At 68.1% G+C, this 23,727-nt stretch carries 19 protein-coding genes and 1 tRNA gene; 11 read left to right on the forward strand and 9 right to left on the reverse strand.

Annotation, left to right across the window (positions count from 1 at the left end):
• The first annotated feature begins 57 nt into the window (after positions 1-57).
• The 3 genes from GGR16_RS05245 (at position 58) to GGR16_RS05255 (ending at position 5,614) form a co-directional block, all read left to right on the forward strand.
• Entirely contained in the window at positions 58-2,772 is a 2,715-nt protein-coding gene (locus GGR16_RS05245) for a valine--tRNA ligase (protein WP_183316349.1), read from the forward strand.
• 291 nt (positions 2,773-3,063) lie between these two features.
• A complete protein-coding gene (gene ilvD, locus GGR16_RS05250; RefSeq protein WP_019402686.1) occupies positions 3,064-4,794 on the forward strand; it encodes a dihydroxy-acid dehydratase in 1,731 nt (576 codons plus the stop codon).
• Positions 4,781-5,614, forward strand: coding sequence for a tetratricopeptide repeat protein (locus GGR16_RS05255; protein ID WP_019402687.1), 834 nt, complete (start codon positions 4,781-4,783; stop codon positions 5,612-5,614). The genes ilvD and GGR16_RS05255 overlap by 14 nt, the downstream gene beginning before the upstream one ends.
• Positions 5,615-5,739: 125 nt before the next feature.
• Here GGR16_RS05255 and GGR16_RS05260 read toward each other — a convergent pair whose 3' ends face one another.
• Positions 5,740-7,884, reverse strand: a complete 2,145-nt coding sequence (locus GGR16_RS05260) for a CHASE2 domain-containing protein (protein WP_183315906.1) — start codon at positions 7,882-7,884, stop codon at positions 5,740-5,742.
• 121 nt (positions 7,885-8,005) lie between these two features.
• Between GGR16_RS05260 and GGR16_RS05265 the strand changes: the two genes are divergently transcribed.
• Positions 8,006-8,881: a FecR family protein gene (locus GGR16_RS05265; RefSeq protein WP_183315907.1), complete on the forward strand. Its 876-nt coding sequence runs from the start codon at positions 8,006-8,008 to the stop codon at positions 8,879-8,881.
• 10 nt (positions 8,882-8,891) lie between these two features.
• On the opposite strand, the gene xth is transcribed toward GGR16_RS05265, so the two are convergent.
• On the reverse strand, positions 8,892-9,674 hold the full coding sequence (xth, locus tag GGR16_RS05270; protein ID WP_183315908.1) for an exodeoxyribonuclease III: 783 nt from the start codon (positions 9,672-9,674) through the stop codon (positions 8,892-8,894).
• A gap of 97 nt (positions 9,675-9,771) precedes the next feature.
• Here xth and GGR16_RS05275 point away from each other — a divergent pair, with 97 nt between their 5' ends.
• On the forward strand, positions 9,772-10,449 hold the full coding sequence (locus GGR16_RS05275; RefSeq protein ID WP_019402691.1) for a ceramidase domain-containing protein: 678 nt from the start codon (positions 9,772-9,774) through the stop codon (positions 10,447-10,449).
• Positions 10,450-10,515: 66 nt separating this feature from the next.
• Here GGR16_RS05275 and GGR16_RS05280 read toward each other — a convergent pair whose 3' ends face one another.
• A complete protein-coding gene (locus tag GGR16_RS05280; RefSeq protein WP_026015223.1) occupies positions 10,516-11,148 on the reverse strand; it encodes a MarC family protein in 633 nt (210 codons plus the stop codon).
• Positions 11,149-11,427: 279 nt separating this feature from the next.
• On the opposite strand from GGR16_RS05280, the gene gyrA reads away from it, so the two are divergent.
• On the forward strand, positions 11,428-14,181 hold the full coding sequence (gyrA, locus tag GGR16_RS05285; protein WP_019402693.1) for a DNA gyrase subunit A: 2,754 nt from the start codon (positions 11,428-11,430) through the stop codon (positions 14,179-14,181).
• Positions 14,182-14,294: 113 nt separating this feature from the next.
• Here gyrA and GGR16_RS05290 read toward each other — a convergent pair whose 3' ends face one another.
• The gene (locus GGR16_RS05290; protein ID WP_156332794.1) at positions 14,295-15,188 is read right to left on the reverse strand and encodes a hypothetical protein; all 894 of its coding nucleotides are present in this window, start codon (positions 15,186-15,188) and stop codon (positions 14,295-14,297) included.
• Between the two features lie 280 nt (positions 15,189-15,468).
• Entirely contained in the window at positions 15,469-16,350 is an 882-nt protein-coding gene (locus GGR16_RS05295) for a polyphosphate kinase 2 family protein (RefSeq protein ID WP_183315909.1), read from the reverse strand.
• An 81-nt stretch (positions 16,351-16,431) separates the two neighbouring features.
• On the opposite strand from GGR16_RS05295, the gene coaD reads away from it, so the two are divergent.
• The 5 genes from coaD to tgt all read left to right on the forward strand — a co-directional run bounded on the left by coaD (position 16,432) and on the right by tgt (position 20,571).
• A complete protein-coding gene (gene coaD, locus GGR16_RS05300; RefSeq protein WP_019402695.1) occupies positions 16,432-16,935 on the forward strand; it encodes a pantetheine-phosphate adenylyltransferase in 504 nt (167 codons plus the stop codon).
• Positions 16,936-16,959: 24 nt separating this feature from the next.
• Complete coding sequence (locus tag GGR16_RS05305) at positions 16,960-17,526, forward strand: peptidylprolyl isomerase (protein ID WP_019402696.1); 567 nt, start codon at positions 16,960-16,962, stop codon at positions 17,524-17,526.
• A 66-nt stretch (positions 17,527-17,592) separates the two neighbouring features.
• Positions 17,593-18,063 (forward strand): peptidylprolyl isomerase, encoded by a 471-nt coding sequence (locus GGR16_RS05310; protein WP_019402697.1) that lies wholly within the window; start codon positions 17,593-17,595, stop codon positions 18,061-18,063.
• A gap of 271 nt (positions 18,064-18,334) precedes the next feature.
• On the forward strand, positions 18,335-19,432 hold the full coding sequence (gene queA / locus GGR16_RS05315) for a tRNA preQ1(34) S-adenosylmethionine ribosyltransferase-isomerase QueA (RefSeq protein WP_183315910.1): 1,098 nt from the start codon (positions 18,335-18,337) through the stop codon (positions 19,430-19,432).
• A complete protein-coding gene (tgt, locus tag GGR16_RS05320) occupies positions 19,429-20,571 on the forward strand; it encodes a tRNA guanosine(34) transglycosylase Tgt (protein ID WP_183315911.1) in 1,143 nt (380 codons plus the stop codon). Before queA ends, tgt begins: the two co-directional genes overlap by 4 nt.
• A gap of 6 nt (positions 20,572-20,577) precedes the next feature.
• Here tgt and GGR16_RS05325 read toward each other — a convergent pair whose 3' ends face one another.
• From GGR16_RS05325 to accB, 4 genes are all read right to left on the reverse strand, one after another.
• Entirely contained in the window at positions 20,578-21,687 is a 1,110-nt protein-coding gene (locus GGR16_RS05325; protein ID WP_183315912.1) for a hypothetical protein, read from the reverse strand.
• 32 nt (positions 21,688-21,719) lie between these two features.
• Positions 21,720-21,795, reverse strand: a tRNA-Lys gene (locus tag GGR16_RS05330).
• A 39-nt stretch (positions 21,796-21,834) separates the two neighbouring features.
• Positions 21,835-23,217: an acetyl-CoA carboxylase biotin carboxylase subunit gene (gene accC / locus GGR16_RS05335; protein WP_183315913.1), complete on the reverse strand. Its 1,383-nt coding sequence runs from the start codon at positions 23,215-23,217 to the stop codon at positions 21,835-21,837.
• Positions 23,218-23,227: 10 nt separating this feature from the next.
• Positions 23,228-23,710: an acetyl-CoA carboxylase biotin carboxyl carrier protein gene (accB, locus tag GGR16_RS05340; protein WP_019402702.1), complete on the reverse strand. Its 483-nt coding sequence runs from the start codon at positions 23,708-23,710 to the stop codon at positions 23,228-23,230.
• Between the last annotated feature and the right edge of the window lie 17 nt (positions 23,711-23,727).

Raw genomic sequence — 23,727 nt, forward strand, 5'->3', positions numbered from 1 at the left:
GCTTTCTACCAGTCGGTTCCCCGCGCCGGCCCCCGCCGGCGCGCGCAAATGGTTTGGGTGATGGACAAGACTTTCGAGCCGGGCGCCGTCGAGGCGCGGATTTCCGCCGTGTGGGAGAAGGAAGGGGCGTTTCGCGCCGGGCGCGAGGACCGCGCCGGCGCGCCGCCCTATTGCATCGTCATTCCCCCGCCGAACGTTACCGGCTCGCTGCACATGGGCCATGCGCTCAACAACACGCTGCAGGACGTGCTCTGCCGCTTCGAGCGCATGCGCGGCAAGGACGTGCTGTGGCAGCCCGGCATGGATCACGCCGGCATCGCCACGCAGATGGTGGTCGAGCGTCAGCTCATGGAGCGGCAGGAGCCGTCCCGTCGGGACCTCGGGCGCGAGCGCTTCGTCGAGCGCGTCTGGGCGTGGAAGGAGCAGTCCGGCGGCGCCATCATCAACCAGCTGAAGCGCCTCGGCGCCTCCTGTGACTGGTCGCGCGAGCGCTTCACGATGGACGAGGGGCTGTCGCAGGCCGTCGTCAAGGTCTTCGTCGCCCTGCACGCCGAGGGGCTGATCTACAAGGACAAGCGCCTCGTCAACTGGGACCCGCGCTTCCTCACCGCCATCTCGGACCTCGAGGTGCAGCAGGTCGAGGTCAAGGGCCATCTCTGGCACATCCGCTACCCCGTCGAGGGGGAGGCGGGACGCTTCATCACGGTCGCGACGACCAGGCCGGAGACCATGCTGGGCGACACGGCCGTCGCGGTCCATCCCGAGGATGAGCGTTACCGCGATCTCATCGGCAAGAATGTCGTGCTGCCGCTCGTCGGCCGGCGCATCCCGATCGTTGCCGACGCCTATTCCGATCCGGAAAAGGGCACCGGTGCCGTCAAGATCACGCCGGCGCACGATTTCAACGACTTCGACGTCGGCAAGCGCCACGGCCTCCGGCTCGTCAACGTGCTCGGCCCGGAGGCCGAGATCACGGTGCGCGACAATGAGGCCTTCCTCGAGGGCTCTGAGGCCGGCGCCGATCTCGAGGCGGTGCTCGCGCTTCATGGGCTCGACCGTTTCGAGGCGCGCAAGCGCATCGTCGCCATGCTGGAGGAGCGGGAACTCCTCGCGGCGATCGAGCCGCACACCCACATGGTGCCGCACGGCGACCGTTCCGGCGTGGTCATCGAACCCTGGCTGACGGACCAGTGGTATCTCGACGTCAAGCCGCTCGCCGAGAAGGCGCTCGCCGCCGTGCGCGCCGGCAAGACGCGCTTCGTCCCGGAGACGTGGGAGAAGACCTACTTCCAGTGGCTTGAGAACATCGAGCCGTGGTGCATCTCGCGCCAGCTCTGGTGGGGCCATCAGATCCCGGCGTGGTACGGGCCGGATGGCCATGTCTTCGTCGCCGCGGGTGAGGACGAGGCAAGGTCCGCCGCGGCCCGCCATTACGGCAGCGAAGTGTCGCTCACCCGCGACGAGGACGTGCTCGACACCTGGTTCTCCTCCGCGCTGTGGCCCTTCTCGACGCTCGGCTGGCCGGACAAGACGCCGGAGCTCGCCCGCTATTATCCGACCAGCACGCTCGTCACCGGCTTCGACATCATCTTCTTCTGGGTCGCCCGGATGATGATGATGGGCATCCATTTCATGGACGACGTGCCCTTCCGCGACGTCTACATCCACGCCCTCGTCCGCGACGAGAAGGGGGCGAAGATGTCGAAGTCCAAGGGCAATGTCATCGACCCGCTCGACCTCGTCGAGAAATACGGCGCCGATGCCCTGCGCTTCACGCTCGCCGCCATGGCGGCGCAGGGACGCGACATCAAGCTTTCGACGCAACGGGTTGAAGGATATCGCAATTTCGCGACCAAGATCTGGAATGCGGCGCGCTTTGCCGAGATGAACGGCTGCGTGCGTGTGGCGGCTTTCACGCCGGACCAGGCGACACTGACGCTCAACCGCTGGATCCTCGGCGAGTGCGGCGCCGCCGCCGGCGCCGTGACGGCTGCGCTCGAGGCGTTCAAGTTCAACGAGGCGGCGGGCGCGGCCTACCGCTTCGTCTGGAACCTCTTCTGCGACTGGTATCTCGAGCTCGCCAAGCCCGTCCTGCAGGGCGAGGACGGCCCCGCCAAGGACGAGACGCGGGCGACGATCGCCTTCGTCCTCGACGAGATCTGCAAGCTGCTGCATCCCTTCATGCCCTTCCTCACCGAGGAGCTGTGGGCCATCAAGGGCGAGGAGGGGCCCGCGCGCGAGACGATCCTGGCGCTCGCCTCGTGGCCTGCGGCCAAGCCGGCAGGCGATGCCGAGGCGGAGGCCGAGATCGGCTGGATCATCGACCTCGTGTCCGACATCCGCTCCGCCCGGGCGGAGACGAACGTGCCGGCCGGCGCGCAGGTGCCGCTCGTCTTCGTCGGCGCCTCCGCCGGGACGCGGGCGCGCGTCAACCGCTGGGAGGATGTGCTGCGCCGTCTCGCCCGCCTGGGCGACATCAGCTATGCCGAGGCGGTGCCCGGGGGCAGCATCCAGCTCATCGTCCGCGGCGAGGTGGCGGCCCTGCCGCTCGCCGGCCTCGTCGATCTTGCGGCCGAGCGTGTCCGCCTCGAGAAGGAGCTCGGCAAGCTCGATGCGGATATCGCCCGCATCGACGCCAAGCTCGCCAATGCGGATTTCATCGCCCGCGCGCCGGAAGAGGTCGTGGAAGAGCAGAAGGAGCGCCGGGAAGCCGCGCTCCTGCGCCAGGGCAAGATCCGCGAGGCGCTCGCCCGCCTCGCCGGCGCCGCATAACCATTAAGGTTAATTTCCCCTCAATTTTATGTGACTTCAGCGCAACAGGCCGTGACGATCATCGATCGCCACGGCCTGCGCGTTGCGGCTGCCGCGAAGCCGCCATAAACGAGTCGCACCTCTTTACGCACAGCAAATCCTTGAAAGTGCTGCGGTTTGGCTGCGGGGTCCAAGGTTCTGGCAAGCAATTGCCGGGAATGGTGGGCTCGTGCGTGCCTCTTGGCATCACCGCAGGCTTCTGGGAAAGAATTGCCTCGCAAGGGGCAGGGCGAACAGGGAGTGCGTTGCCGGATGGACGCGCGCGTCTTCGATAAGGCGAAGCTGCCCAGCCGTCATGTGACGGAGGGGCCCGCGCGTGCGCCCCATCGCTCCTACTATTACGCCATGGGCCTGACGGAGCGGCAGATCCACCAGCCCTTCGTCGGCGTCGCCAGCTGCTGGAACGAGGCGGCTCCCTGCAACATCGCCCTGATGCGCCAGGCCCAGGCGGTGAAGAAGGGTGTCGCGTCCGCCGGCGGCACGCCGCGCGAGTTCTGCACCATCACCGTCACCGACGGCATCGCCATGGGCCACCAGGGCATGAAGTCCTCGCTCGTCTCGCGCGAGGTCATCGCCGACTCGGTCGAGCTCACCATGCGCGGCCACTGCTATGACGCGCTCGTCGGCCTCGCCGGCTGCGACAAGTCGCTGCCCGGCATGATGATGGCCATGGTGCGCCTCAACGTCCCGTCGATCTTCATCTACGGCGGCTCCATCCTGCCGGGCAACTTTCGCGGCAAGCCCGTCACCGTGCAGGACGTCTTCGAGGCCGTCGGCCGCCATTCCGTCGGCAACATGTCGGATGACGACCTGGCCGAGCTGGAGCAGGTGGCCTGCCCCTCGGCCGGGGCCTGCGGCGCCCAGTTCACCGCCAACACCATGGCGACCGTGTCGGAGGCCATCGGCCTCGCGCTGCCTTATTCGGCCGGCGCCCCGGCGCCCTACGAGATCCGCGACAGCTTCTGCATGACCGCGGGCGAGATGATCATGGAGCTCGTCGCGAGGCAGATCCGCCCGCGCGACATCGTCACCCTGAAGGCGCTGGAGAATGCGGCGACCGTGGTGGCCGCCTCGGGCGGCTCCACCAATGCGGCGCTGCATCTGCCGGCCATCGCCCACGAGGCCGGCATCAAGTTCGACCTCTTCGACGTCGCCGAGATCTTCCGCCGCACGCCCTATATCGCCGATCTCAAGCCCGGCGGGCGCTATGTCGCCAAGGACATGTTCGAGATCGGCGGCATTCCGCTCCTGATGAAGACGCTGCTCGACCACGGCTTCCTGCACGGCGACTGCATGACCGTGACGGGCCGCACGATCGCGGAAAACCTCGCCTCGGTGCGCTGGAACGACGAGCAGGACGTGGTGCGTCCCGCCGACGAGCCGCTGTCGCCCACGGGCGGCGTCGTCGGCCTCAGCGGCAATCTCGCGCCGGACGGCGCCATCGTGAAGGTGGCCGGCATGGACGAGGACAGCCTCGACTTTGCCGGGCCGGCCCGCTGCTTCGACAGCGAGGAGGCCTGTTTCGAGGCGGTGAAGAACCGCGCCTACGAAGAAGGCGACGTGCTCGTCATCCGCTACGAGGGGCCGCGCGGCGGCCCCGGCATGCGCGAGATGCTGGCCACGACGGCGGCCCTCTACGGACAGGGCATGGGCGACAAGGTGGCGCTCATCACGGACGGGCGTTTCTCCGGCGCGACGCGTGGCCTGTGCATCGGCCATGTCGGGCCGGAGGCGGCCGTCGGCGGACCGATCGGCTTGCTGCGCGACGGCGACATCATCGAGATCGATGCCGTGGCCGGCAGGCTGGATGTGCGGGTGTCCGAGGCTGAGATGGCGCGTCGGCGCGCCGTCTGGACCCCGCGCGAGACGGACTATGGCTCGGGGGCACTCTGGAAATATGCGCAGACGGTCGGGCCGGCGCGCGGCGGCGCCGTGACCCACCCAGGCGCCTTCGAAGAAAAGCACTGCTATGCTGACCAGTAGAGTACTCGCGTACGGGCTCGGCGCCCTCGTCTTCGCCGCCGCCATGCCGACGGCCATGGCGCTCGACGGCCCGCGCTCGGCCGCCGCCCCCGTGATCGGCGCCTCGCCGACCGATGCCTTCAAGTCGGTGCGTGACGCCTTCAAGACCGGCATCCGCGACTACAATGCCGGCGACAAGGTGGGCGCCGTGCGTGCCCTCGAATATGCGGCGACGCAGGGCCACACCATGGCACTGTGGAAGCTCGGCCGCATGTATGCCGAGGGCGACGGCGTCGGCCACGACGACCTCAAGGCCTTCGAGTATTTCTCGAAGATCGCCGACCAATATGCCGACGAGAGCCCGGCCTCGGCGAACGCGCGCTTCGTCTCCAGCGCCTTCGTCGCGCTCGGCGGCTATTTCCTCGAGGGCATCTCCGGCAGCTACGTCAAACGCGACGTCGGCCGCGCGGTGGACATGTTCTACTACGCCGCCTCCTATTACGGCGATCCGGACGCCCAGTACGGCCTCGCGCGCCTCTATCTCGAGGGGCTCGGCGTCGACAAGGACAGCCGCCAGGCGGCGCGCTGGCTGCACCTTTCCGCGGAGAAGGGCCATCACGCCGCGCAGGCGCTGCTCGGCAACCTGCTCATCCTCGGCGATGGCGTGCCGCGGCAGGGCGCCCGCGGCCTGATGTGGCTGACGATGGCCCGCGAAGCGGCCGATCCGCAGAAGGACAGCTGGATCATCGACCTGCACGACAGGGCCTTCTCGTCCGCGAGCGAGAGCGACCGGCAGGCAGCGCTCGCCTACATGCAGCAATATCTCAGCAAGCACCGCTAGAGCCCGTTCCGATCAGATTGCATCGCAATCTGATCGGTAAAACGGTCTCTTTCTTAGTGTTTAGAGCCAGATCCTATCAGGTTGATCCAACCTGATAGGATCTGGCTCTAAGGGATTCTGCTGATTCAGCCTTCCGGGACCGGCTCGTTCTCCGCGAGCCGCGTCCGATGGTAGGCGTAGAGTCGCGCGTGGCGGGCCCCGGCGGGGCTTCGTGAGACCTCCTCCAGAAGCTCCTGCGCCGATGTCCGGCCGTTGATGGCGGCCGCGATGGCGGCATCGTGTTGCCGGCGGAAATCGTCGAAACCGGCATCCTTCCCATCCGGCCCCGAGACGAGGGCATAAAGCCGCGTTGCCTCGCCGCGGCCGCGCAGGCGCACCTCGTCGACGAGGACGAAGGTGAAGGCCGGCGCTGCGGCCACGACCTCGCCCGAGACGAGGATCGGCTCCCCGTAGACCTTGCTCGTCTGCTCGATGCGCGCGGCGGCGTTCACGGTGTCGCCGACGGCGGAATAGTCGAAGCGGTGCCGCGAGCCGAGGTTGCCGACGCAGGCTGGCCCGGTATGGATGCCGATGCCCACGGCGAGCGGCGGCAGGCCCTCCTGCGCCAGGGTCGGGGCGAGGCGGCCGATCGCCGCCTGCATGGCGAGCGCTGCCTTGAGCGCCTTCGCCACATGGTCCGGCACGTCGAGCGGCGCGTTCCAGAAGGCCATGAGGCCGTCGCCGAGAAACTTGTCGATCGTGCCGCCGTGGCGCATCACCTCGTCGGTGAGCGGCGTGTGCACGGTATTGAGGAAGGTGACGACCTCCCGCGCGTCGAGCCGCTCGGCACGGCTGGTGAAGCCGCGGATGTCGGCGAAGAGCACGGTTATCGGCCGGATCTCGCCGCCGAGCGCCAGGCGCCCCGGCTCGCGCGCCAGCGCCGCCACCACCTCCGGCGACAGGTAGCGCGCGAAGGCCTGGCGGATCCATCGCCGCTCCGCCTCCGTGCGGCGCAGTGCGATGGCGATGGCGGTGGCGAAGGAGGCCGCCGTACCGGCGAGTGGCCAGACCGGATCGATGAGCATCGCCCAGCGCGAGAAGGCGAGCCAGCTCGCTGCGGCGACGGTCGCGGCAAGGCCGAGGAAGCCGAGGGCGCTGACGAGGGGGCGCACGCGCAAGGCGAGGGCCGCGGCAAGGGCACTGAAGGTGAGAAGCGCGGCCACCTCGATGCCCGGCGCATAGTCCGGCCGCATCAGGCGGGCACCCGAAAGGACGTGCTCGATGAATTCCGCGTGGATGTCGACGCCGGGCACCGCGGCTTCGAGCGGCGTCGCACGCACGTCGGCAAGGGCGGCGGCGCTCGTACCGACGAGGACGATGGCGCCGGAAAGCGCGGCCGTGTCGGCGGAGCCGTCCAGCAGGCGCCAGGCGGCGAGGCGGCGCTCCGGCCGCGTGCCGGCGTAGTGGATGCGCAGCGCGCCGTCCGCCTCGGTGGCGATGGTGGCGTCGCCGATGCGCACGGCCGCAATCCCTGTCTGGCGTCCGAAAGCGGTTTCGCCGCTCGCGTTCGAGGCGCGCACGAGGATGGTCGATGCCCCTTGCGCGACGCGCAGCGCCTCGCTCGCCAGGCTCGGCACCAGCGCATCGCCGAGCGCCATGAGCGTCGGCACGCGCCGCACGACGAGGTCGCGGTCCGGCACCCAGTTGAGTGCCCCGAGGCCGGCTGCCGGCTTGGTGAAGAGCGGCAGGGAGGGAATGACGCCCGGAAAGCGCGGCACGAAGTTCAGGGGGTCGTCGCCCGCCGTGGCAAAGCCCGCCTTCGGCGCGAGCGGCGTCTCGCCCGGCGCGTTCGTCAGGGTGAGGCTCATGACGACCGGGGCGGAGGCGACGGCCTCGGCCAGCCGCTCGTCGCCCGGCGCCTCCGGCCCGCCGGTCCGCTCCGGCTCCGACAGGAGGATGTCGAAGGCGACGGCGGCGGCACCGGCAGCCTGCAGCCGGTCCACGATCGCGGCGAGGCGCGCCCGCGGCCAGGGCCACTGGCCGAGCCGGGCGAGGCTCTCGTCGTCGATGTCGACGATGCGCACGGGCAGGGTGGGGTCGTAGGGTCGCGGGGACAGCCGCTGATAGCTGTCGAAGGTGATGTCGCGCACCGCGCGCACGGGCATGGGCGCCGACAGGATGAGGGCGGCGGTGGCGACCACCGGCACGAGCACGGCGGCCCAGCCGCCGGGCCGCAGGTGGCGGCGTGCACCTTGATGTGCGTCCGTCGGCGTCACGCCGCTGTCCTGCATGAGCGATCTCCGTCTACGGGAGGGAATGTCGCAGTCGGGCATGCGCAAGGCAAATCGCGCCGCTCCCTCGTGCAATGTATGCGTCGCGGGTTATAGTCCCTCGCAGGGTGGGGGGCATGCGATGGCAAGGTGCACGATTGCCACGGTGGCGGCGCTGGCTGCCGGCTGGCTCGCGGCGGCCTATGGGCCCGCGGCGGCTGAGACGGACATCGGGGCCGCCGTCATCGCCGAGCGCCAGGTGTCGGGCAGCCTCAACGGGCGGGTGCGGACGGTCGCCGTCGGTTCGGACGTCTTCGCCGACGAGGTCATCCGCACCGGCCGGGACAGCGCGGCCCGCCTCGTCTTCCGCGACGAGACGCATTTGATGATGACGGCCAATGCCGTCGTCACGCTCGACCGCTTCGTCTTCAATCCCGACCGGACGGCGACCGAAGCCGTGGTGCGCGCCACGCGCGGCGCCTTCCGCTGGGTGAGCGGTGCCTCGCCCTCCGGTGCCTATGAGATCCGCACCCCGATCGCGACCATCGGCGTGCGCGGCACGGTCTTCGATCTTCTCGTCGAGGCCGCCCGCGTCACGGTGGTGCTGCAGGAGGGAGCGGTCGAGGTCTGCACGCTCGCGGGCCGCTGCGTCGACGTGGTGCGGCCCGGCGACGTGGTCGTCGTCACCCGGGCCGGCCTCGCCGGGCCGGTGGCCGGCACGCCGAACACCTTCGACTTCTTCGAGGCCTGCCTGCAGAGCAGCAACCGGGCCCTGTGCCGGCAGGTGGAAGAGGTGCCGTCACGGCAGCCGATCTACTGGCTCGACCGCAACGGGCCGGCGGCGCCCGGCTCCTCCTCGACGGAAACGGGCGGAGGAGGCTCGTCGCAGGGCGGCAATCGCGGCGGCGGCGGTCAAGGTGGCCAGAGTAGCGGCACCCAGGGAGGCGGCAATCAGGGCGGCGGCACCCAGGGAGGCGGCACGCAGGGAAGCGGCGCACCGGGGAGCAACGGCCCGTGAACGGCCGCGCTTACAAGTCGAATTCGGCCATGACGGGCACGTGGTCGGACGGCTTGTCCCAGCCGCGCGTGTGCTTGACCACGGTGACGCTCCTGAGCCGGTCGGCCGCCTGCGGCGACAGGAGCAGGTGGTCGATGCGGATGCCGTTGTTCTTCTGCCACGCCCCCGCCTGATAGTCCCAGAAAGTGTAGAGGCCCGCGGCATCGGTGGTGGAGCGCAGGGCATCATAGAGGCCGAGGTTGAGCAGGCTGCGGAACTTCTCCCGCGTCGGCGGCAGGAAGAGCGCGTCGTTCACCCACAGCTCCGGCCTTGCCGCATCCTTCGGCTCGGGGATAACGTTGAAGTCGCCCGCGATCACGAAGGGCTCCTCCTCGGCGAGACGGGCCCGGGCGTGGGCGTGGAGCCGGTCCATCCAGGCGAGCTTGTAGCTGTACTTCTCGGACGGCACGGGGTTGCCGTTCGGCAGGTAGATGGCGGCGATGCGCGCCGCGCCCTTCTCGCCCGGCACGAGCGCCTCGACGAAGCGCGCCTGCCCGTCCTCGTCATCGCCCGGCAGGCGGAGCCGGATGTCCTCCAGCGGCCGCTTGGAGAGGATGGCGACGCCGTTGAAGCTCTTCTGCCCGCACAGCGCGATGTTGTAGCCGGTGCCGTCGAGCTCGAGCCGCGGGAAGGCCTCCTCCTGGCACTTCAGCTCCTGCAGGCAGACGACATCGGGCGCTTCCTCCTTCAGGAAGCGCTGCAGATGCTCCAGCCGCTGCTTGATGGAATTGACGTTCCAGGTAGCGATCCGCATGGCGTGTCGGCTCCGGCGAAGGGATGTTGCCTCATCGTCATGGAGATGTGACACGGGAGGGGCGGCACCGCAATCACGCGAAGGCGAGGGGTGGGGGATGGACCGGTCGTCGTGGCATCAACCGATCGATGCCTATTGCGAGCGCATCGATCCGAGCTTCTGGTCCGAGCCCGTCAATGCCCTGACGAACGGCGCCTTCATCATCGCGGCGATCGCGGCGGCGGTGCTTTGGCTGCGGGCGCCGCGGCGGGACTGGCTGGTCGCGGTCCTGATCGTGCTGGCCTTTGCCGTGGGCGTCGGCTCCTTCCTCTTCCACACGGTCGCGACGCGCTGGGCGGCGCTCGCCGATGTCGTGCCCATCGCGCTGTTCATCATCGTCTATTTCTTCCTCGCCATGCGGCGCTACCTTGAGCTGCCGCTGTGGGCGGCGCTCGCCGTCACGGTGCTGTTCCAGGCGTTTTCGATGACCGTGCCGGGCCTGTGGCTCGACTTCGCCCGCGCGCGGTTCGGCTACGACCCGCTCAACGGCTCGGCGGGCTATCTGCCGGCCGCCGCCGCGATGATCGTGGTCGGGATCCTCGCATGGCGCGGCAGGCCGGCCGTCGGGCGCGCGCTCGTCGGCATCGGCGGCCTCTTCGTCGTCTCGCTGACCTTCCGCAGCATCGATTCGCTCGTCTGCGGCGCGCTGCCGCTCGGCACCCACTTCCTGTGGCACCTCGCCAATGCGCTCGTGCTGTTCCTGCTGCTGCGGGTTGCGTTACGCTCGCAGGCCTGACGGCTGCCAGCACCGTGGGGCAGCTATTGGAACCACGGAGCTGGCGCGCTTCTGTCGCCGCCGGCGTCAGCCGGCCCCGGCAACGGCCCTGATACCGTCGATGACGAACTGGACCGCGAGGGCGGCGAGGATGACGCCGAGCAGCCGCGTGAGCACGATGTTACCCGTTGTGCCGAGCAGGCGCGAGATGCCGTTGGCGAGATAGAAGACGACGAGGCAGAGCGCCAGCACCGCGGCGATCATGGTGAGCAGCAGGACGAGCCGCACCGGCTCGCCGCCCGCCTGGCCGGCGAGGAGGATCGTGGCGGTGATGGCGCCGGGGCCGGCAAGCAGGGGGATGGCGAGCGGAAAGGCCGCGACGTTGCGGATGTGATCCTCCGTGATCGCCGTCTCGGCCGTCGCGGCCTTGCGCGCCGTCCTCAGCTCGAACACCATCTCGAAGGCGATCCAGAACAGCAGCAGCCCGCCGGCGATGCGGAAGGCCGGCAGGCCGATGCCGAGCGCCCGCAGGAGGAAGTCGCCGCCGAGGCCGAAGAAGGCCATGATGCCGAAGGCGATGATGCATGCGCGCACGGCGACGCGCCGGCTCTCCGCCGCCGTCATGCCGCGCGTCAGGCTGAGGAAGATCGGTGCAAGGCCCGGCGGATCGAGCGTGACGAGCAGCGTGACGAGTGCCGACGAGATGAATTCCTGCACGATGCCCCCGCATTCTGCCGCTTTTCACGCCCGATTGTGCCGTCGCCGCCGAGGCTTGCGCAAGGCAGTTGGCGCTCCTGCGCGACCATGCTTCGAGACTTTCGCCGGCCGGCGTCGCAGAAACATCCAAAACCACAACTAAGTGGCTGATTCTGATCGTGGATCAGTCACGGGGCGCGGCGCTTTCGCCTATGGCATTTTGGGACCGTATGGGCTAGACCCAATGAGACTCATTCCGCCGCGACATCCCCGCCGGCGGAGCATTCACTGCGGACGAGCACCTTGGCGGATCAAGACGACATCGAGAACGGCGGCAGCGACCGCGAGCCGCCCGGCGGCGATATCAAGCCGGTCTCCATCATCGACGAAATGAAGCGCAGCTATCTCGATTACGCCATGAGCGTGATCGTGAGCCGTGCCCTGCCGGACGTGCGCGACGGCCTCAAGCCCGTGCACCGGCGCATCCTCTTCTCGATGCACGAGAACGGCTACACGCCGGACAAGCCCTATCGCAAGTCGGCTCGCATCGTCGGTGACGTGATCGGTAAGTATCACCCGCACGGCGACCAGTCGATCTACGACGCCCTCGTGCGCATGGCGCAGGACTTCTCCATGCGCCTGCCGCTCGTCGACGGGCAGGGCAACTTCGGCTCGGTGGACGGCGACCCGCCGGCGGCCATGCGCTACACCGAGTCGCGGCTCGCCAAGGCGGCGATGTCCCTGCTCGAGGACATCGACAAGGACACCGTCGATTTCAACGACAACTACGACAACACGGAGCGGGAGCCGTCGGTCCTGCCGGCGCGTTTCCCGAACCTGCTCGTCAACGGCGCCGGCGGCATCGCCGTCGGCATGGCCACCAACATCCCGCCGCACAATCTCGGCGAGGTGGTCGATGCCTGCGTCGCCTATATCGACCGGCCCGAGATCACCGACGAGGACCTGATCGAGATCGTGCCCGGCCCGGATTTCCCGACCGCGGCGACGATCCTTGGCCGCTCGGGCATCCGCTCGGCCTACACGACCGGGCGCGGCTCCATCATCATGCGTGCCAGGAGCACGGTGGAGGAGGTGCGCAAGGACCGCGAGGCGATCGTCGTCACCGAGATCCCCTACCAGGTGAACAAGGCGGCGCTGATCGAGAAGATCGCCGATCTCGTGCGCGAGAAGCGCATCGAGGGCATCTCGGACCTGCGCGACGAATCCGACCGCGACGGCATGCGCATCGTCATCGAGCTGAAGCGCGATGCGGTGGCCGACGTCGTCCTCAACCAGCTCTACCGCTACACGCCGATGCAGACGAGCTTCGGCGCCAACATGGTGGCGCTGAACGGCGGCCGGCCGGAGGTGATGACGCTGCGCGACATGATCGTCGCCTTCGTCGACTTCCGCGAGGAGGTGGTCTCCCGCCGCACCAAGTTCCTGCTCAACAAGGCGCGCGACCGCGCCCACGTGTTGGCGGGCCTCGCCATCGCCGTCGCCAATATCGACGAGGTCATCCACCTCATCCGCACGGCGCCGGACCCGAACTCGGCGCGCGAGGCGCTGATGGCGCGCGACTGGCCGGCCGGCGACGTCGCGCCGCTCATCGCCTTGATCGACGATCCGCGCCACCGGGTGAGCGAGAACGGCACCTACCGCCTGTCGGAGACGCAGGCGCGCGCCATCCTCGACCTACGCCTGCAACGCCTCACGGCCCTCGGCCGCGACGAGATCGCCGACGAGCTCAACAAGCTCGCCGAGGAGATCAGCGACTACCTCGACATCCTGCGCTCGCGCGCGCGCATCATGGGCATCGTGAAGGACGAGCTCGCCGCCGTGCGTGATGCCTTCGCCACCCCGCGCAAGACCGAGATCCTCGACTGGGCGGCGGACGTCGAGGACGAGGACCTCATCCAGCGCGAGGACATGGTCGTCACCGTCAGCCATGCCGGCTACATCAAGCGCGTGCCGCTGACGACCTACCGGGCCCAGCGGCGCGGCGGCAAGGGCCGCAGCGGCATGCAGACGCGCGACGAGGATTTCGTCTCGCGCCTCTTCGTCGCCAACACGCACACGCCGGTGCTCTTCTTCTCCTCGCACGGCCAGGTCTACAAGGAGAAGGTGTGGCGCCTGCCGCTCGCGGCGCCGAACGCCCGGGGCAAGGCCCTCATCAACATGCTGCCGCTCGACGAGGGCGAGCGCATCACCACCATCATGCCCCTGCCGGAGGACGAGGCGAGCTGGGCCTCGCTCGACGTGATGTTCGCCACGGCGCGCGGCAACGTCAGGCGCAACAAGCTGTCCGACTTCGTGCAGGTGAACCGCGCCGGCAAGATCGCCATGAAGCTCGACGAGGGCGATTCCATCGTCGACGTGCAGATCTGCACCGAGCATGACGACGTGCTGCTGACGACGGCGCTCGGCCAGTGCATCCGCTTCCCGGTGCCGGAGGTGCGCGTCTTCAAGGGCCGTGATTCCACCGGCGTGCGCGGCATCTCGCTCGGCGACGGCGACAAGGTCATCTCGCTCGCCATCCTGCGCCACATGGATGCGACGGCGGACGAGCGCGCGGCCTATCTCAAGCTCGCCAATGCAGCGCGCCGCGCCGCCAACGGCGATGGCGCCGAGGAAGAGGCGGATGTGGAGGAAGGCTCGGCCGACAGCGCCCTGCCGCAGGAGCGCTATGCGCTTATGGGCGCGGCCGAGCAGTTCATCCTCACCATCTCGGAGAACGGCTACGGCAAGCGCTCCTCGGCCTACGAGTACCGGGTCACCGGCCGCGGCGGCAAGGGCATCGTGGCGATGGCGGTCAACGGCCGCAACGGCTCGCTGGTCGCGTCCTTCCCCGTCGAGGGGAGCGACCAGATCATGCTGGTGACCGACGGTGGCCAGCTCATCCGCTGCCCGGTCGAAGGCATCCGCATCGTCGGCCGCTCCAGCCAGGGCGTCATCGTCTTCAACACGGCGGAAGACGAGCGCGTCGTCTCCGTCGAAGGCATCAGCGACGAGGGCGAGGACGTGGACGACGTCGGGGAGGCCGCGCCGGAGGCGTGAGATGCTGCCCGCCTTCCCGTGCGGGGATCAGGCCGGAAGGGGTTCGGAGCCGCCGGCTGTGACGATCTGATTTCGAGACAAGGAAAAGGGGGCCCGGGCGGGCCCCCTTTTTGCTAGATCTCGAATAGCCGTCCCAGTTCGCCGATTTCCTCCAGATCTTGAAGCAAGGCCGGCGCTTCCGCTGCGTCTTCCGCCAGTTCCGCTGAAGCGCTTGCTTCGCCCTCGATGACCCCGCCGTCCGAAGCGCTGGCATCTTGTTCTGGCTGGGCTGTATAGCTTGGAACCGCGACGCCGTTCTGAGTCAATTCTTCCCCGAGGATGCCGAGGAATTCTGCCGAGTTCAATTTTCCGGCGCCAAGTTCTCCAAGGGTGTATGAGCCATCTGGCGAAACAGCTATCTCGTTTGTGCTTACAATGTCCGTCGAGACTCCTGGGTTGAGCATGAGCTCTGCAAGCGGATACCCTTTTCCGTTGCTCCCTTCCTGTCCCAATGCGGTCAAGATGCTCGGATTGCGATTATCGGGTCCGGACGCCCAGATGAGCTTTCCTCCTCCCGCCTCGTTGATCTGCTTGGTCAGATTGTCCACCAGCTTGTAGCCATCGACGCCTCCGTTCAGGCGGTTGTTCAAGCTGCTTCCGTTCAGATGGACCATCGTGCGGTTTGCGTAGGTGCCATCGGCCTGCTGGCGTGTCAGGACCACCAGGGCGGAACAGGATGTCAATCGATTGGTCTCCAGTACCGTGTTGGCGTCGTTCGCGGTCGCCCAGTAATTTATCGGGACGTACGCAGCATCCGTGTCGCCATTCCGCTTGGCCCTGGCGGGCGTATTGACGGCGCCGGTGAACAGATCGTTCTGAGCTCCGCTATTTATTCCCTGGCTCGAATGGGACAAGGCCAATTGGCCCGCTGCCGACCACGCATTTGGATTTGTCGACGATATTCCCGATGACTGATTGCTGAAATGATTTGAATATTGGGCGTGTCTTGATATGGTCATGTCTTTCATGATCGGATCCTGCTAAATTGACATGCGAATAGCAATTATTATTATGTAGAATTAAGCTTGTTGGGCGTGAAGTATAGCGCTTAAAAATCAGCCGGGAACCATTTGCTTGCGTAAAAACTGACTATTCGATGTTGCCCGCTGTCTGGACTTGCGGATGGCTGCCAGGCTGTGCGGCCGGTAGGGGCAGCACCGCTTCGGACGCGCGCCCGTGAGGCGCGGGCGCGCCCGACCGGTGCCGGATCAGCTTGCCCTCTCCATCAGGTCGCGAGGCAGGGGAACCTCAATCGTTTTCGAGATCCTTGCGGATGCCGGCGAGCTTCTCGCGGGTCGCTGCCGAGACCTGCGGGAAGCCGAGGTCGAGCTTGCGCATCTCGCTGATGATGGCGGCCATGACGGTGACGCGGGTGAACCACTTGTCGTCCGCCGGCACCACGTACCAGGGCGCCGCCTCGGTCGCCGTGGCGCGGATGGCGGCCTCGTAGGCCTGCATGTAGGCGTCCCAGTGCTGGCGTTCGTCGACGTCCTTGGCGTCGAACTTCCAGTTCTTCGACGGGTCGTCGATGCGGGCGATGAGGCGCTTCTTCTGCTCCTCCTTCGACACGTTGAGGAAGAACTTCAGGACCTTCGTGCCGTTGCGCGACAGGTAGTCCTCGAAGAGGCGGATGTCCTTCAGCCGCTGGTCCCAGATCGCCTCCGTGACGAGGTGCTTCGGCAGCCGCTGGCGGGCGAGGATCTCCGGGTGCACCCGCACCACCAGCACCTCTTCGTAGTACGAGCGGTTGAAGATGCCGATGCGGCCGCGCTCCGGCAGCCGGCAGGTGGTGCGCCACAGGAAATCGTGGTCGAGCTCCTCCTCGGAGGGGGCCTTGAACGGATGCACCTGGCAGCCCTGCGGATTGATGCCGGACATCACGTGCTTGATCGCCCCGTCCTTGCCGGCGGCGTCCATCGCCTGGAAGATGAGGAGGATGGACCATTCGTTCTGGGCGAAGAGCTTTTCCTGCATCTCGCGCATGTGGGAGATGCCCTCGTCGAGCTTTTCCTTCGCCGCGGCCTTGCTGATGTCGAAGCCGTTGGTGTCGTGCGGGTCGTATTTCGACAGCCGGAACTTGCTTCCGTCGGTGATGCGGAAGGGGGCGAGGAGGGCATCGATATCCGGCATGGGCGACTCCCGCGGCAGGAAAGGGCTAGGATAACGGGCCCGGCCGGTTTATCCAGCGCAGGGCGCCGCCAGGGAGATTCCATGTCCGTTCGCACCGCTCTCTATGCCGGCTCGTTCGATCCCGTCACCAACGGGCATCTCGATGTCGTGCGCAACGCCTGCCGCCTCGTCGACAGGCTCGTCATCGCCATCGGCATCCATCCGGGCAAGGCGCCGCTGTTTGCCGCCGAGGAACGGGCGGAGATGCTGGAGGAGGAGTGCGGGCCGCTGGCGCAGGAGCAGGGGGCCGAGCTCGCCGTCGTCACCTTCTCCGATCTCGTGGTGGAGGCGGCGCGCCGCAACGGCGCGAGCCTGCTCATCCGCGGGCTGCGCGACGGCACGGATCTCGATTACGAGATGCAGATGGCGGGCATGAACGAGGTCCTGGCGCCCGACGTGCAGACCGTCTTCCTGCCGGCTTCTCCCATCGTGCGCCCCATCACCGCCACGCTCGTGCGCCAGATCGCGGCCATGGGCGGCGATGTCTCGCGCTTCGTGCCCCACCGGGTGGCCGCCCGCCTTCAACGACGTTTCGCCGGCGGCTGAGCCGGCCCGGATCAGGAGAGCCTCATGCCGCGTTTGCTGCTCGCGCTTGCCGCGTTCATGTCCCTCATCGTCGCGCCCGCGCTCGTCACGCCGGCCATGGCGCAGGCGAAGCTCGACCCCGAGAACACGATCTATCTCGACACCAAGGACGGGCGCGTCACCATCCGCCTCAGGCCGGACCTCGCGCCGATGCATGTCGAGCAGATCAAGAAGCTGACGCGGGCCGGCTTCTATGACGGCATCGTCTTCCACCGCGTCATCGACGGCTTCATGGCCCAGACGGGCGACCCGACGGGCACGGGCACCGGCGGTTCGCAGCTGCCGGACCTGCCGGCCGAGTTCTCCAACGCGCCCTTCAAGCGCGGCACGCTCGGCATGGCGCGGGCGCAGGACCCCAACTCCGCCAACTCGCAGTTCTTCATCTGCTTCGACGACGCGTCCTTCCTCAACGGCCAGTACACCGTCTTCGGCGAGGTCGTCTCGGGCATGGAGGTGGTCGACAAGATCAAGAAGGGCAGCCAGGCCCGCAACGGCACGGTCGACAACCCGGACAAGATCGTCCGCATGCAGGTCGCCGCGGACGCCAAGTAAAACCGCCATAAAGACCCGAACGCCGGACCGAGGCGATCCACGGCTCGTTCAACCAGGAGACAAGAGATGACGACCGATCCCGAAAACACCATCGTCATGGAGACCACGAAGGGCCGCGTCGTCATCGCGCTGCGGCCGGACCTGGCGCCGAACCACGTGGCGCGCATCAAGGAGCTGGCGCGGGCCGGCTTCTATGACGGCATCGTCTTCCACCGGGTCATCGACGGCTTCATGGCCCAGGTCGGCTGCCCGCACGGCACCGGCACCGGCGGCTCCGACCTGCCGGACCTGAAGGCCGAGTTCAACGCGGAGCCGCACGTGCGCGGCACCTGCTCGATGGCCCGCACGCAGAACCCCAACTCGGCCAATTCGCAGTTCTTCATCTGCTTCGACGACGCGCGCTTCCTCGACCGGCAGTACACCGTCTGGGGCAAGGTCGTCGAAGGCATGGAGAACGTCGACCAGCTGAAGCGCGGCGAGCCCGTGCGCGACCCCGACAGCATCGTCTCGATGCGCGTCGCGGCCGACGCGGCGTGACGTCACGAAGCCTGGAGCCAAAGGGCGTGCCATTTGGCTCCAGGCAAGAGCCGCGTCATGGCCGGGCTTGTCCCGGCCATCCACGCCTTGTCGTCAGCTGCGCGAGGCTTCGAAGCGTGGATGCCCGCGACAGGCGCGGGCATGACGGGGCCTTCATGACGGGGCTGGGTGAGCAGGACCGTCTCCGCATGTGCAACGATGCACTGGCAAGCCTGCTCCTTACCGCTTAAGTCCTGCCGCGAAGAACCTTCGTTTCACCCAGGAAGAACCGTTGCGCGTCGATCTGTTCGACTTCGAACTGCCCGATGAGAGCATCGCCCTGCGGCCGGCGAGCCCGCGCGACAGCGCGCGCATGCTCGTGGTGCGTCCCGACGGCGGCAGGCTGCTCGAGGATCGGATCGTGCGCGAGCTGCCGGACCTGCTGACGCCGGGCGATGTGCTTGTCCTCAACGACACCCGCGTCATCCCGGCGCGGCTTGCCGGCATCCGCGTGCGCGGGGAGGCCGTCTCCCATGTCGAGGTGACGCTCCACAAGCGTGAGGGCGCCGATCTCTGGCGCGCCTTCGCCCGTCCCGGCAAGCGCCTCAAGGTAGGCGACCGCATCCGCTTCGGCGAGGAGAGCGAGAGCATGGCCTGCCTGCTCGCCGCCCTCGACGCGGAGGTGGAAGAGAAGAGCGACGGCGGCGAGGTGCTGCTGCGCTTCGCCTTCTCGGGGCCGGCGCTCGACGAGGCGATCGCCCGCCTCGGCCACATGCCGCTGCCGCCCTACATCGCCTCGAAGCGGCCCGACGATGCCGCAGACCTCAGGGACTACCAGACCATCTACGCCCGTCACGACGGCGCCGTCGCCGCGCCGACCGCGGGCCTTCACTTCACCGACGCGTTGTTCTCCGCGCTCGATACGCGCGGCATCGCGCGGCGCTTCGTGACGCTCCACGTCGGCGCCGGCACCTTCCTGCCGGTCAAGGCGGAGGATACGCGCGATCATCGCATGCACGCCGAATGGGGCACCATCGATGCCGCGACGGCCGCGGCGCTGAACGCCGCGCGTGCCGAGGGGCGGCGCATCGTCGCCGTCGGCACGACGGCCCTGCGCCTGCTCGAGAGCGCCGTGCGCCCCGATGGCACCTTCGAGGCCTGGAGCGGGGACACCGCGATCTTCATCACGCCCGGCTACCGCTTCCGCGCCGTCGACGTGTTGATGACCAATTTCCACCTGCCGCGCTCGACGCTCTTCATGCTGGTCTGTGCCTTCGCCGGCATGGAGACGATGAAGGCGGCCTATGCCCACGCCATTGCGGCCGGCTATCGCTTCTATTCCTACGGCGATGCCAGCCTGCTCTTCCGCGCGCCGGAGACGCCAGCATGACCGTTTCCTTCACCTTCACCCCCGGCAAGACGAGCGGCGCCGCCCGTACGGGCGAGATCCGCATGCCGCGGGGCGTCATCCGCACGCCGGCCTTCATGCCCGTCGGCACGGCGGCGACCGTCAAGGCCATGTATCCCGACCAGGTGAAGGCGCTGGGGGCCGATGTCGTCCTCGGCAACACCTACCACCTCATGCTCCGCCCGGGGGCGGAGCGGGTGGCCGCGCTCGGCGGCCTGCACAAATTCATGAACTGGCCCTATCCGATCCTCACGGATTCCGGCGGCTTCCAGGTCATGTCGCTGGCGCAACTGCGCAAGATCGACGAGAACGGCGTCACCTTCCAGTCGCATCTCGACGGCTCGACGCATGTCCTCACGCCCGAGCGCTCCATCGAGATCCAGGGTCTGCTCGGCTCCGACATCCAGATGCAGCTCGACGAATGCGTGAAGCTGCCGTGTGAGGAGGTGGTGGCGGAGAAGGCGATGCAGCTCTCCCTGCGCTGGGCCGAGCGCTGCAAGGTCGCCTTCGGCACGCAGCCCGAGCGGGCGCTGTTCGGCATCGTGCAGGGCGGTGAGGTGCCGCGCCTGCGCATCGAGAGCGCGCGCGAGCTCGCCGACATGGGGCTCGACGGCTACGCCATCGGCGGCCTTGCCGTCGGCGAGCCGCAGCACGTCATGCTCGCCATGATCGAAACCGTGATGCCCCATCTGCCGGCCGGCAAGCCGCGCTACCTCATGGGGGTCGGCACGCCGGACGACATCGTCGAAGCCGTGCGCCGCGGCATCGACATGTTCGACTGCGTCATGCCCACGCGGGCCGGCCGGCACGGCCTCGCCTATACCCGCTTCGGCCGCATCAACCTGCGCAACGCCTGCCATGCCGAGGATTCGCGGCCGCTCGACCCGGATTCCAAGTGCCCGGCGTCGAACACCTACAGCCGCGCCTATCTGCACCACCTCGTCAAGGCGGGCGAGATCCTCGGTATGATGCTGCTGACGTGGAACAATCTCGCCTATTACCAGGACCTCATGTCTGGCCTGCGCCGCGCCATCGCGGACGACCGTCTCGACGACTTCATCGCCGAGACGAAGGCGGGCTGGGCGCGCGGCGAGAAGGGCGGGGACGCCGCCGGCGGCTGAGCCGCCTCACCAGGCCGGCGAGGCTGGCGTCACGAAGAAGCCGTCGTCGGCCTCTGTCGCCCCGCTCATCGCCGCCGCCATCGTCTCCTCGATGCGCCGGGCGATGCCGATGCGGTAGTGCATCGGATCCCAATAGTTGCTGTCCTCGCGTGTCACCGCGGAGGAGCGCCGGAAATCGAGCAGCAGCGCGCCGCGGCGCTGCGCGATCTCGGCGAGCGCCGCCTTGCAGGCCATGTCCTCCGCCACGGCCTTGCTGCCCGGCCGCGGCTGCGCCGCGATATGCACCGGAGGCAGCACGATCATCTTGCGCGTCGCCTGCGGCGCGCGGGCGAGCATCGCATCGAGCCACGCGAGGGCCGGAAAGCGCCAGTTTTCGCGTTCCGCCTCGCTCACCGTCTCGGCGGGCACGACGGGCGTAACCGCCTCGGGGGCATGCCCCTGCCAGATGTGCATGCGCGCCCGAGAAAGGTCGTAGCTATCCTCCGGCGGCACGAAGACCTCGTAGCCGTCGCTGCGGATGCGCTCGTCCATGAGGCCGAGCCGGTAGGCCGCCACGCGCAGGGCGATCTCGAGGTTCTTGGAGTTGAAAAGATAGGCCCAGTCGTTGAGCCGGTCGTCGTCATAGAGCCAGGGCGGGAAGGGGCGTGGCGTCAGGCGCTTCGCTTCGCTGTCGGCGTCGCGGTCGCACCATGGCGCATCGACGCCGAAGACGAGCATCTCCGGCGCCGGCACATGGCGCAGGAAGAGATCGGCGATCTGCATCTGCTCCCACGGCGTGGCGGCATTCATGGCAAGATTGGCGAAGCGCCCGCCGAGGAGCGCATCAAGGCGCTGCGGATCGAGGAGGCGCACCGTCGACGTGCCGAAGACCGCAGAGGAATAGCGCCCGCTGCGCACGATCTGCGGATAGACGTAGCGCTGGTTGATGTCCATCAGCGGGCCGGGTCCGCCCGCGCCGCGCGTGACGCCGTAGGGATCGAAGCCGGCGATGACGCCATAGGTGAGGGCAGCGAGCGCAAGCGCGGCGAGGAGGAAGGTGAGGCTGAAGCGCCTCGCGACCGTCTCGTCCTTCGCGCCGCCAGATCCGCCCGGCGGCATGCTTGCGCCTGATGTCATCTGTCATCCCTTGCCGGTCAGGGACTTGGCGGTGGTGAGCGCGCTGGGGCTCGAACCCAGGACCTACTGATTAAAAGTCAGTTGCTCTACCGGCTGAGCTACGCGCTCGCTCTGGTCCGCCTCAGATACGGGGAACGCCCGGGGCGGTCAACCACCTTGGCCCTTTGCTGCAGAGCTTTCGAGATCGAGTCCACCGCTGCGCAGGAAGCCCTCGAGCCAGTGGATGTCGTAAAGCCCGTTCTGGATGTCCTGGTTGCGCACCAGCGTGCGGAACAGCGGCAGCGTCGTGTCGATGCCGTCGACGACGAACTCGTCGAGCGCGCGGCGCAGGCGCATCAGGCATTCGTTGCGCGAGCGGCCGTGCACGATGAGCTTGCCGACGAGCGAATCGTAGTGTGGCGGGATGCGGTAGCCTTGGTAGACCGCCGAATCGACGCGCACGCCGAGACCGCCGGGCGGGTGGTAGTAGGTGATCGTGCCGGGCGACGGGCGGAAGGTCGCCGGATGCTCCGCATTGATGCGGCACTCGATGGCGTGGCCCTCGATCTGCACATCCTCCTGGCGGATCGACAGGGGATGGCCGGCGGCGATGCGGATCTGCTCGATCACGAGGTCGATGCCGGTGATCATCTCCGTCACCGGATGCTCCACCTGGATGCGGGTGTTCATCTCGATGAAGTAGAATTCGCCGTTCTCGTAGAGGAACTCGACCGTGCCCGCTCCGAGATAGCCGAGCCCCTTCATCGCATCGGCCACGATGGCACCGATGCGATCGCGCTCGGCGCGGTTGAGGGCGGGCGAGGGGCCTTCCTCCCACACCTTCTGGTGTCGGCGCTGCAGCGAGCAGTCGCGCTCGCCGAGGTGAATGGCGCCGCCCTGGCCGTCGCCGAGCACCTGCAGCTCGATGTGCCGCGGCTTCTCGAGATATTTCTCGATATAGACGGCATCGTCGCCGAAGGCGGCCTTCGCCTCCGTGCGCGCCGTCTGCAGGGCATGCGGCAGCTCGTCGGCGTTGCGCGCCACCTTCATGCCGCGCCCGCCGCCGCCGGCCGCCGCCTTGATGAGGACGGGAAAGCCGATCTCGGCCGCGACGCGCCGGGCCTCGTCGTCATCGTTGATGCCACCCTCCGAGCCCGGTACGCAGGGGATGCCGAGGCGCTTTGCCGTGCGCTTGGCCTCGATCTTGTCGCCCATCAGCCGGATGTGCTCGGCCTTGGGGCCGATGAAGGTGATGTTGTGGTCGTTCAGCATCTCGGCGAAGCGGGCGTTCTCAGAGAGAAAGCCGTAGCCGGGATGGACCGCGTCGGCGCCCGTAATCTCGCAGGCGGAGATGAGCGCCGGCATGTTGAGATAGCTGTCGCGGGCCGTGGGCGGGCCGATGCACACGCTCTCGTCAGCGAGGCGCACGTGCATGGCGTCGGCATCGGCCGTCGAATGCACGGCGACGGTGGCGATGCCGAGCTCCTTGCAGGCCCGAAGGATGCGCAGGGCGATTTCGCCGCGATTGGCGATGAGGACCTTGTCGAACATGCGGGGAGCCTTACTCGATGACGAGGAGCGGCTCGCCATACTCCACCGGCTGCCCGTCCTCGACCAGGATCGCCGTGACCGTGCCGGAGCGTGGCGCCAGGATGTCGTTGAAGGTCTTCATGGCCTCGACGAGGAGCAGCTTGTCGCCGGCCTCGACGCGCGCGCCCACCTCCACGAAGGGCTTGGCCTCCGGCGAGGGGCGGCGATAGGCGGTGCCGACCATCGGCGAGGTGACGGCGCCGGGGTGGTCGGCGCCGGGCTTGCCGGCGGGCGCCGCCACCGCGGCTGCGACAGGCGCAGGAGAGGGGGCGGGATTGGATGCGACGACGGGGGCGGCCACGGGAACCGACACATGGGCCGTCAGGTGGCGCGCGACGCGGATGCGCAGGTCGCCCTTTTCCACCTCGATCTCGGAAAGATCGGTGTCGGCGATCAGCTGCGCGAGCTCGCGCACGAGGCTCGGGTCGATCGGGTTCTGTTTTGCGGTGGCCATCGTCTGAATGTCCGTTC

The organism is Chelatococcus caeni, from assembly GCF_014196925.1.
GTDB classification, from domain to species: Bacteria; Pseudomonadota; Alphaproteobacteria; order Rhizobiales; family Beijerinckiaceae; genus Chelatococcus_A; species Chelatococcus_A caeni.

Bases quoted from the DNA above. Each gene is read 5' to 3' on its own strand.
- ilvD (WP_019402686.1), top strand. From the start codon at position 3,064: ATGGACGCGCGCGTCTTCGATAAGGCGAAGCTGCCCAGCCGTCATGTG.
- GGR16_RS05255 (WP_019402687.1), top strand. From the start codon at position 4,781: ATGCTGACCAGTAGAGTACTCGCGTACGGGCTCGGCGCCCTCGTCTTC.
- GGR16_RS05260 (WP_183315906.1), bottom strand. From the start codon at position 7,884: ATGCAGGACAGCGGCGTGACGCCGACGGACGCACATCAAGGTGCACGC.
- GGR16_RS05265 (WP_183315907.1), top strand. From the start codon at position 8,006: ATGGCAAGGTGCACGATTGCCACGGTGGCGGCGCTGGCTGCCGGCTGG.
- xth (WP_183315908.1), bottom strand. From the start codon at position 9,674: ATGCGGATCGCTACCTGGAACGTCAATTCCATCAAGCAGCGGCTGGAG.
- GGR16_RS05275 (WP_019402691.1), top strand. From the start codon at position 9,772: ATGGACCGGTCGTCGTGGCATCAACCGATCGATGCCTATTGCGAGCGC.
- GGR16_RS05290 (WP_156332794.1), bottom strand. From the start codon at position 15,188: ATGAAAGACATGACCATATCAAGACACGCCCAATATTCAAATCATTTC.
- GGR16_RS05295 (WP_183315909.1), bottom strand. From the start codon at position 16,350: ATGCCGGATATCGATGCCCTCCTCGCCCCCTTCCGCATCACCGACGGA.
- coaD (WP_019402695.1), top strand. From the start codon at position 16,432: ATGTCCGTTCGCACCGCTCTCTATGCCGGCTCGTTCGATCCCGTCACC.
- GGR16_RS05305 (WP_019402696.1), top strand. From the start codon at position 16,960: ATGCCGCGTTTGCTGCTCGCGCTTGCCGCGTTCATGTCCCTCATCGTC.
- GGR16_RS05310 (WP_019402697.1), top strand. From the start codon at position 17,593: ATGACGACCGATCCCGAAAACACCATCGTCATGGAGACCACGAAGGGC.
- tgt (WP_183315911.1), top strand. From the start codon at position 19,429: ATGACCGTTTCCTTCACCTTCACCCCCGGCAAGACGAGCGGCGCCGCC.
- GGR16_RS05325 (WP_183315912.1), bottom strand. From the start codon at position 21,687: ATGACATCAGGCGCAAGCATGCCGCCGGGCGGATCTGGCGGCGCGAAG.
- accC (WP_183315913.1), bottom strand. From the start codon at position 23,217: ATGTTCGACAAGGTCCTCATCGCCAATCGCGGCGAAATCGCCCTGCGC.
- accB (WP_019402702.1), bottom strand. From the start codon at position 23,710: ATGGCCACCGCAAAACAGAACCCGATCGACCCGAGCCTCGTGCGCGAG.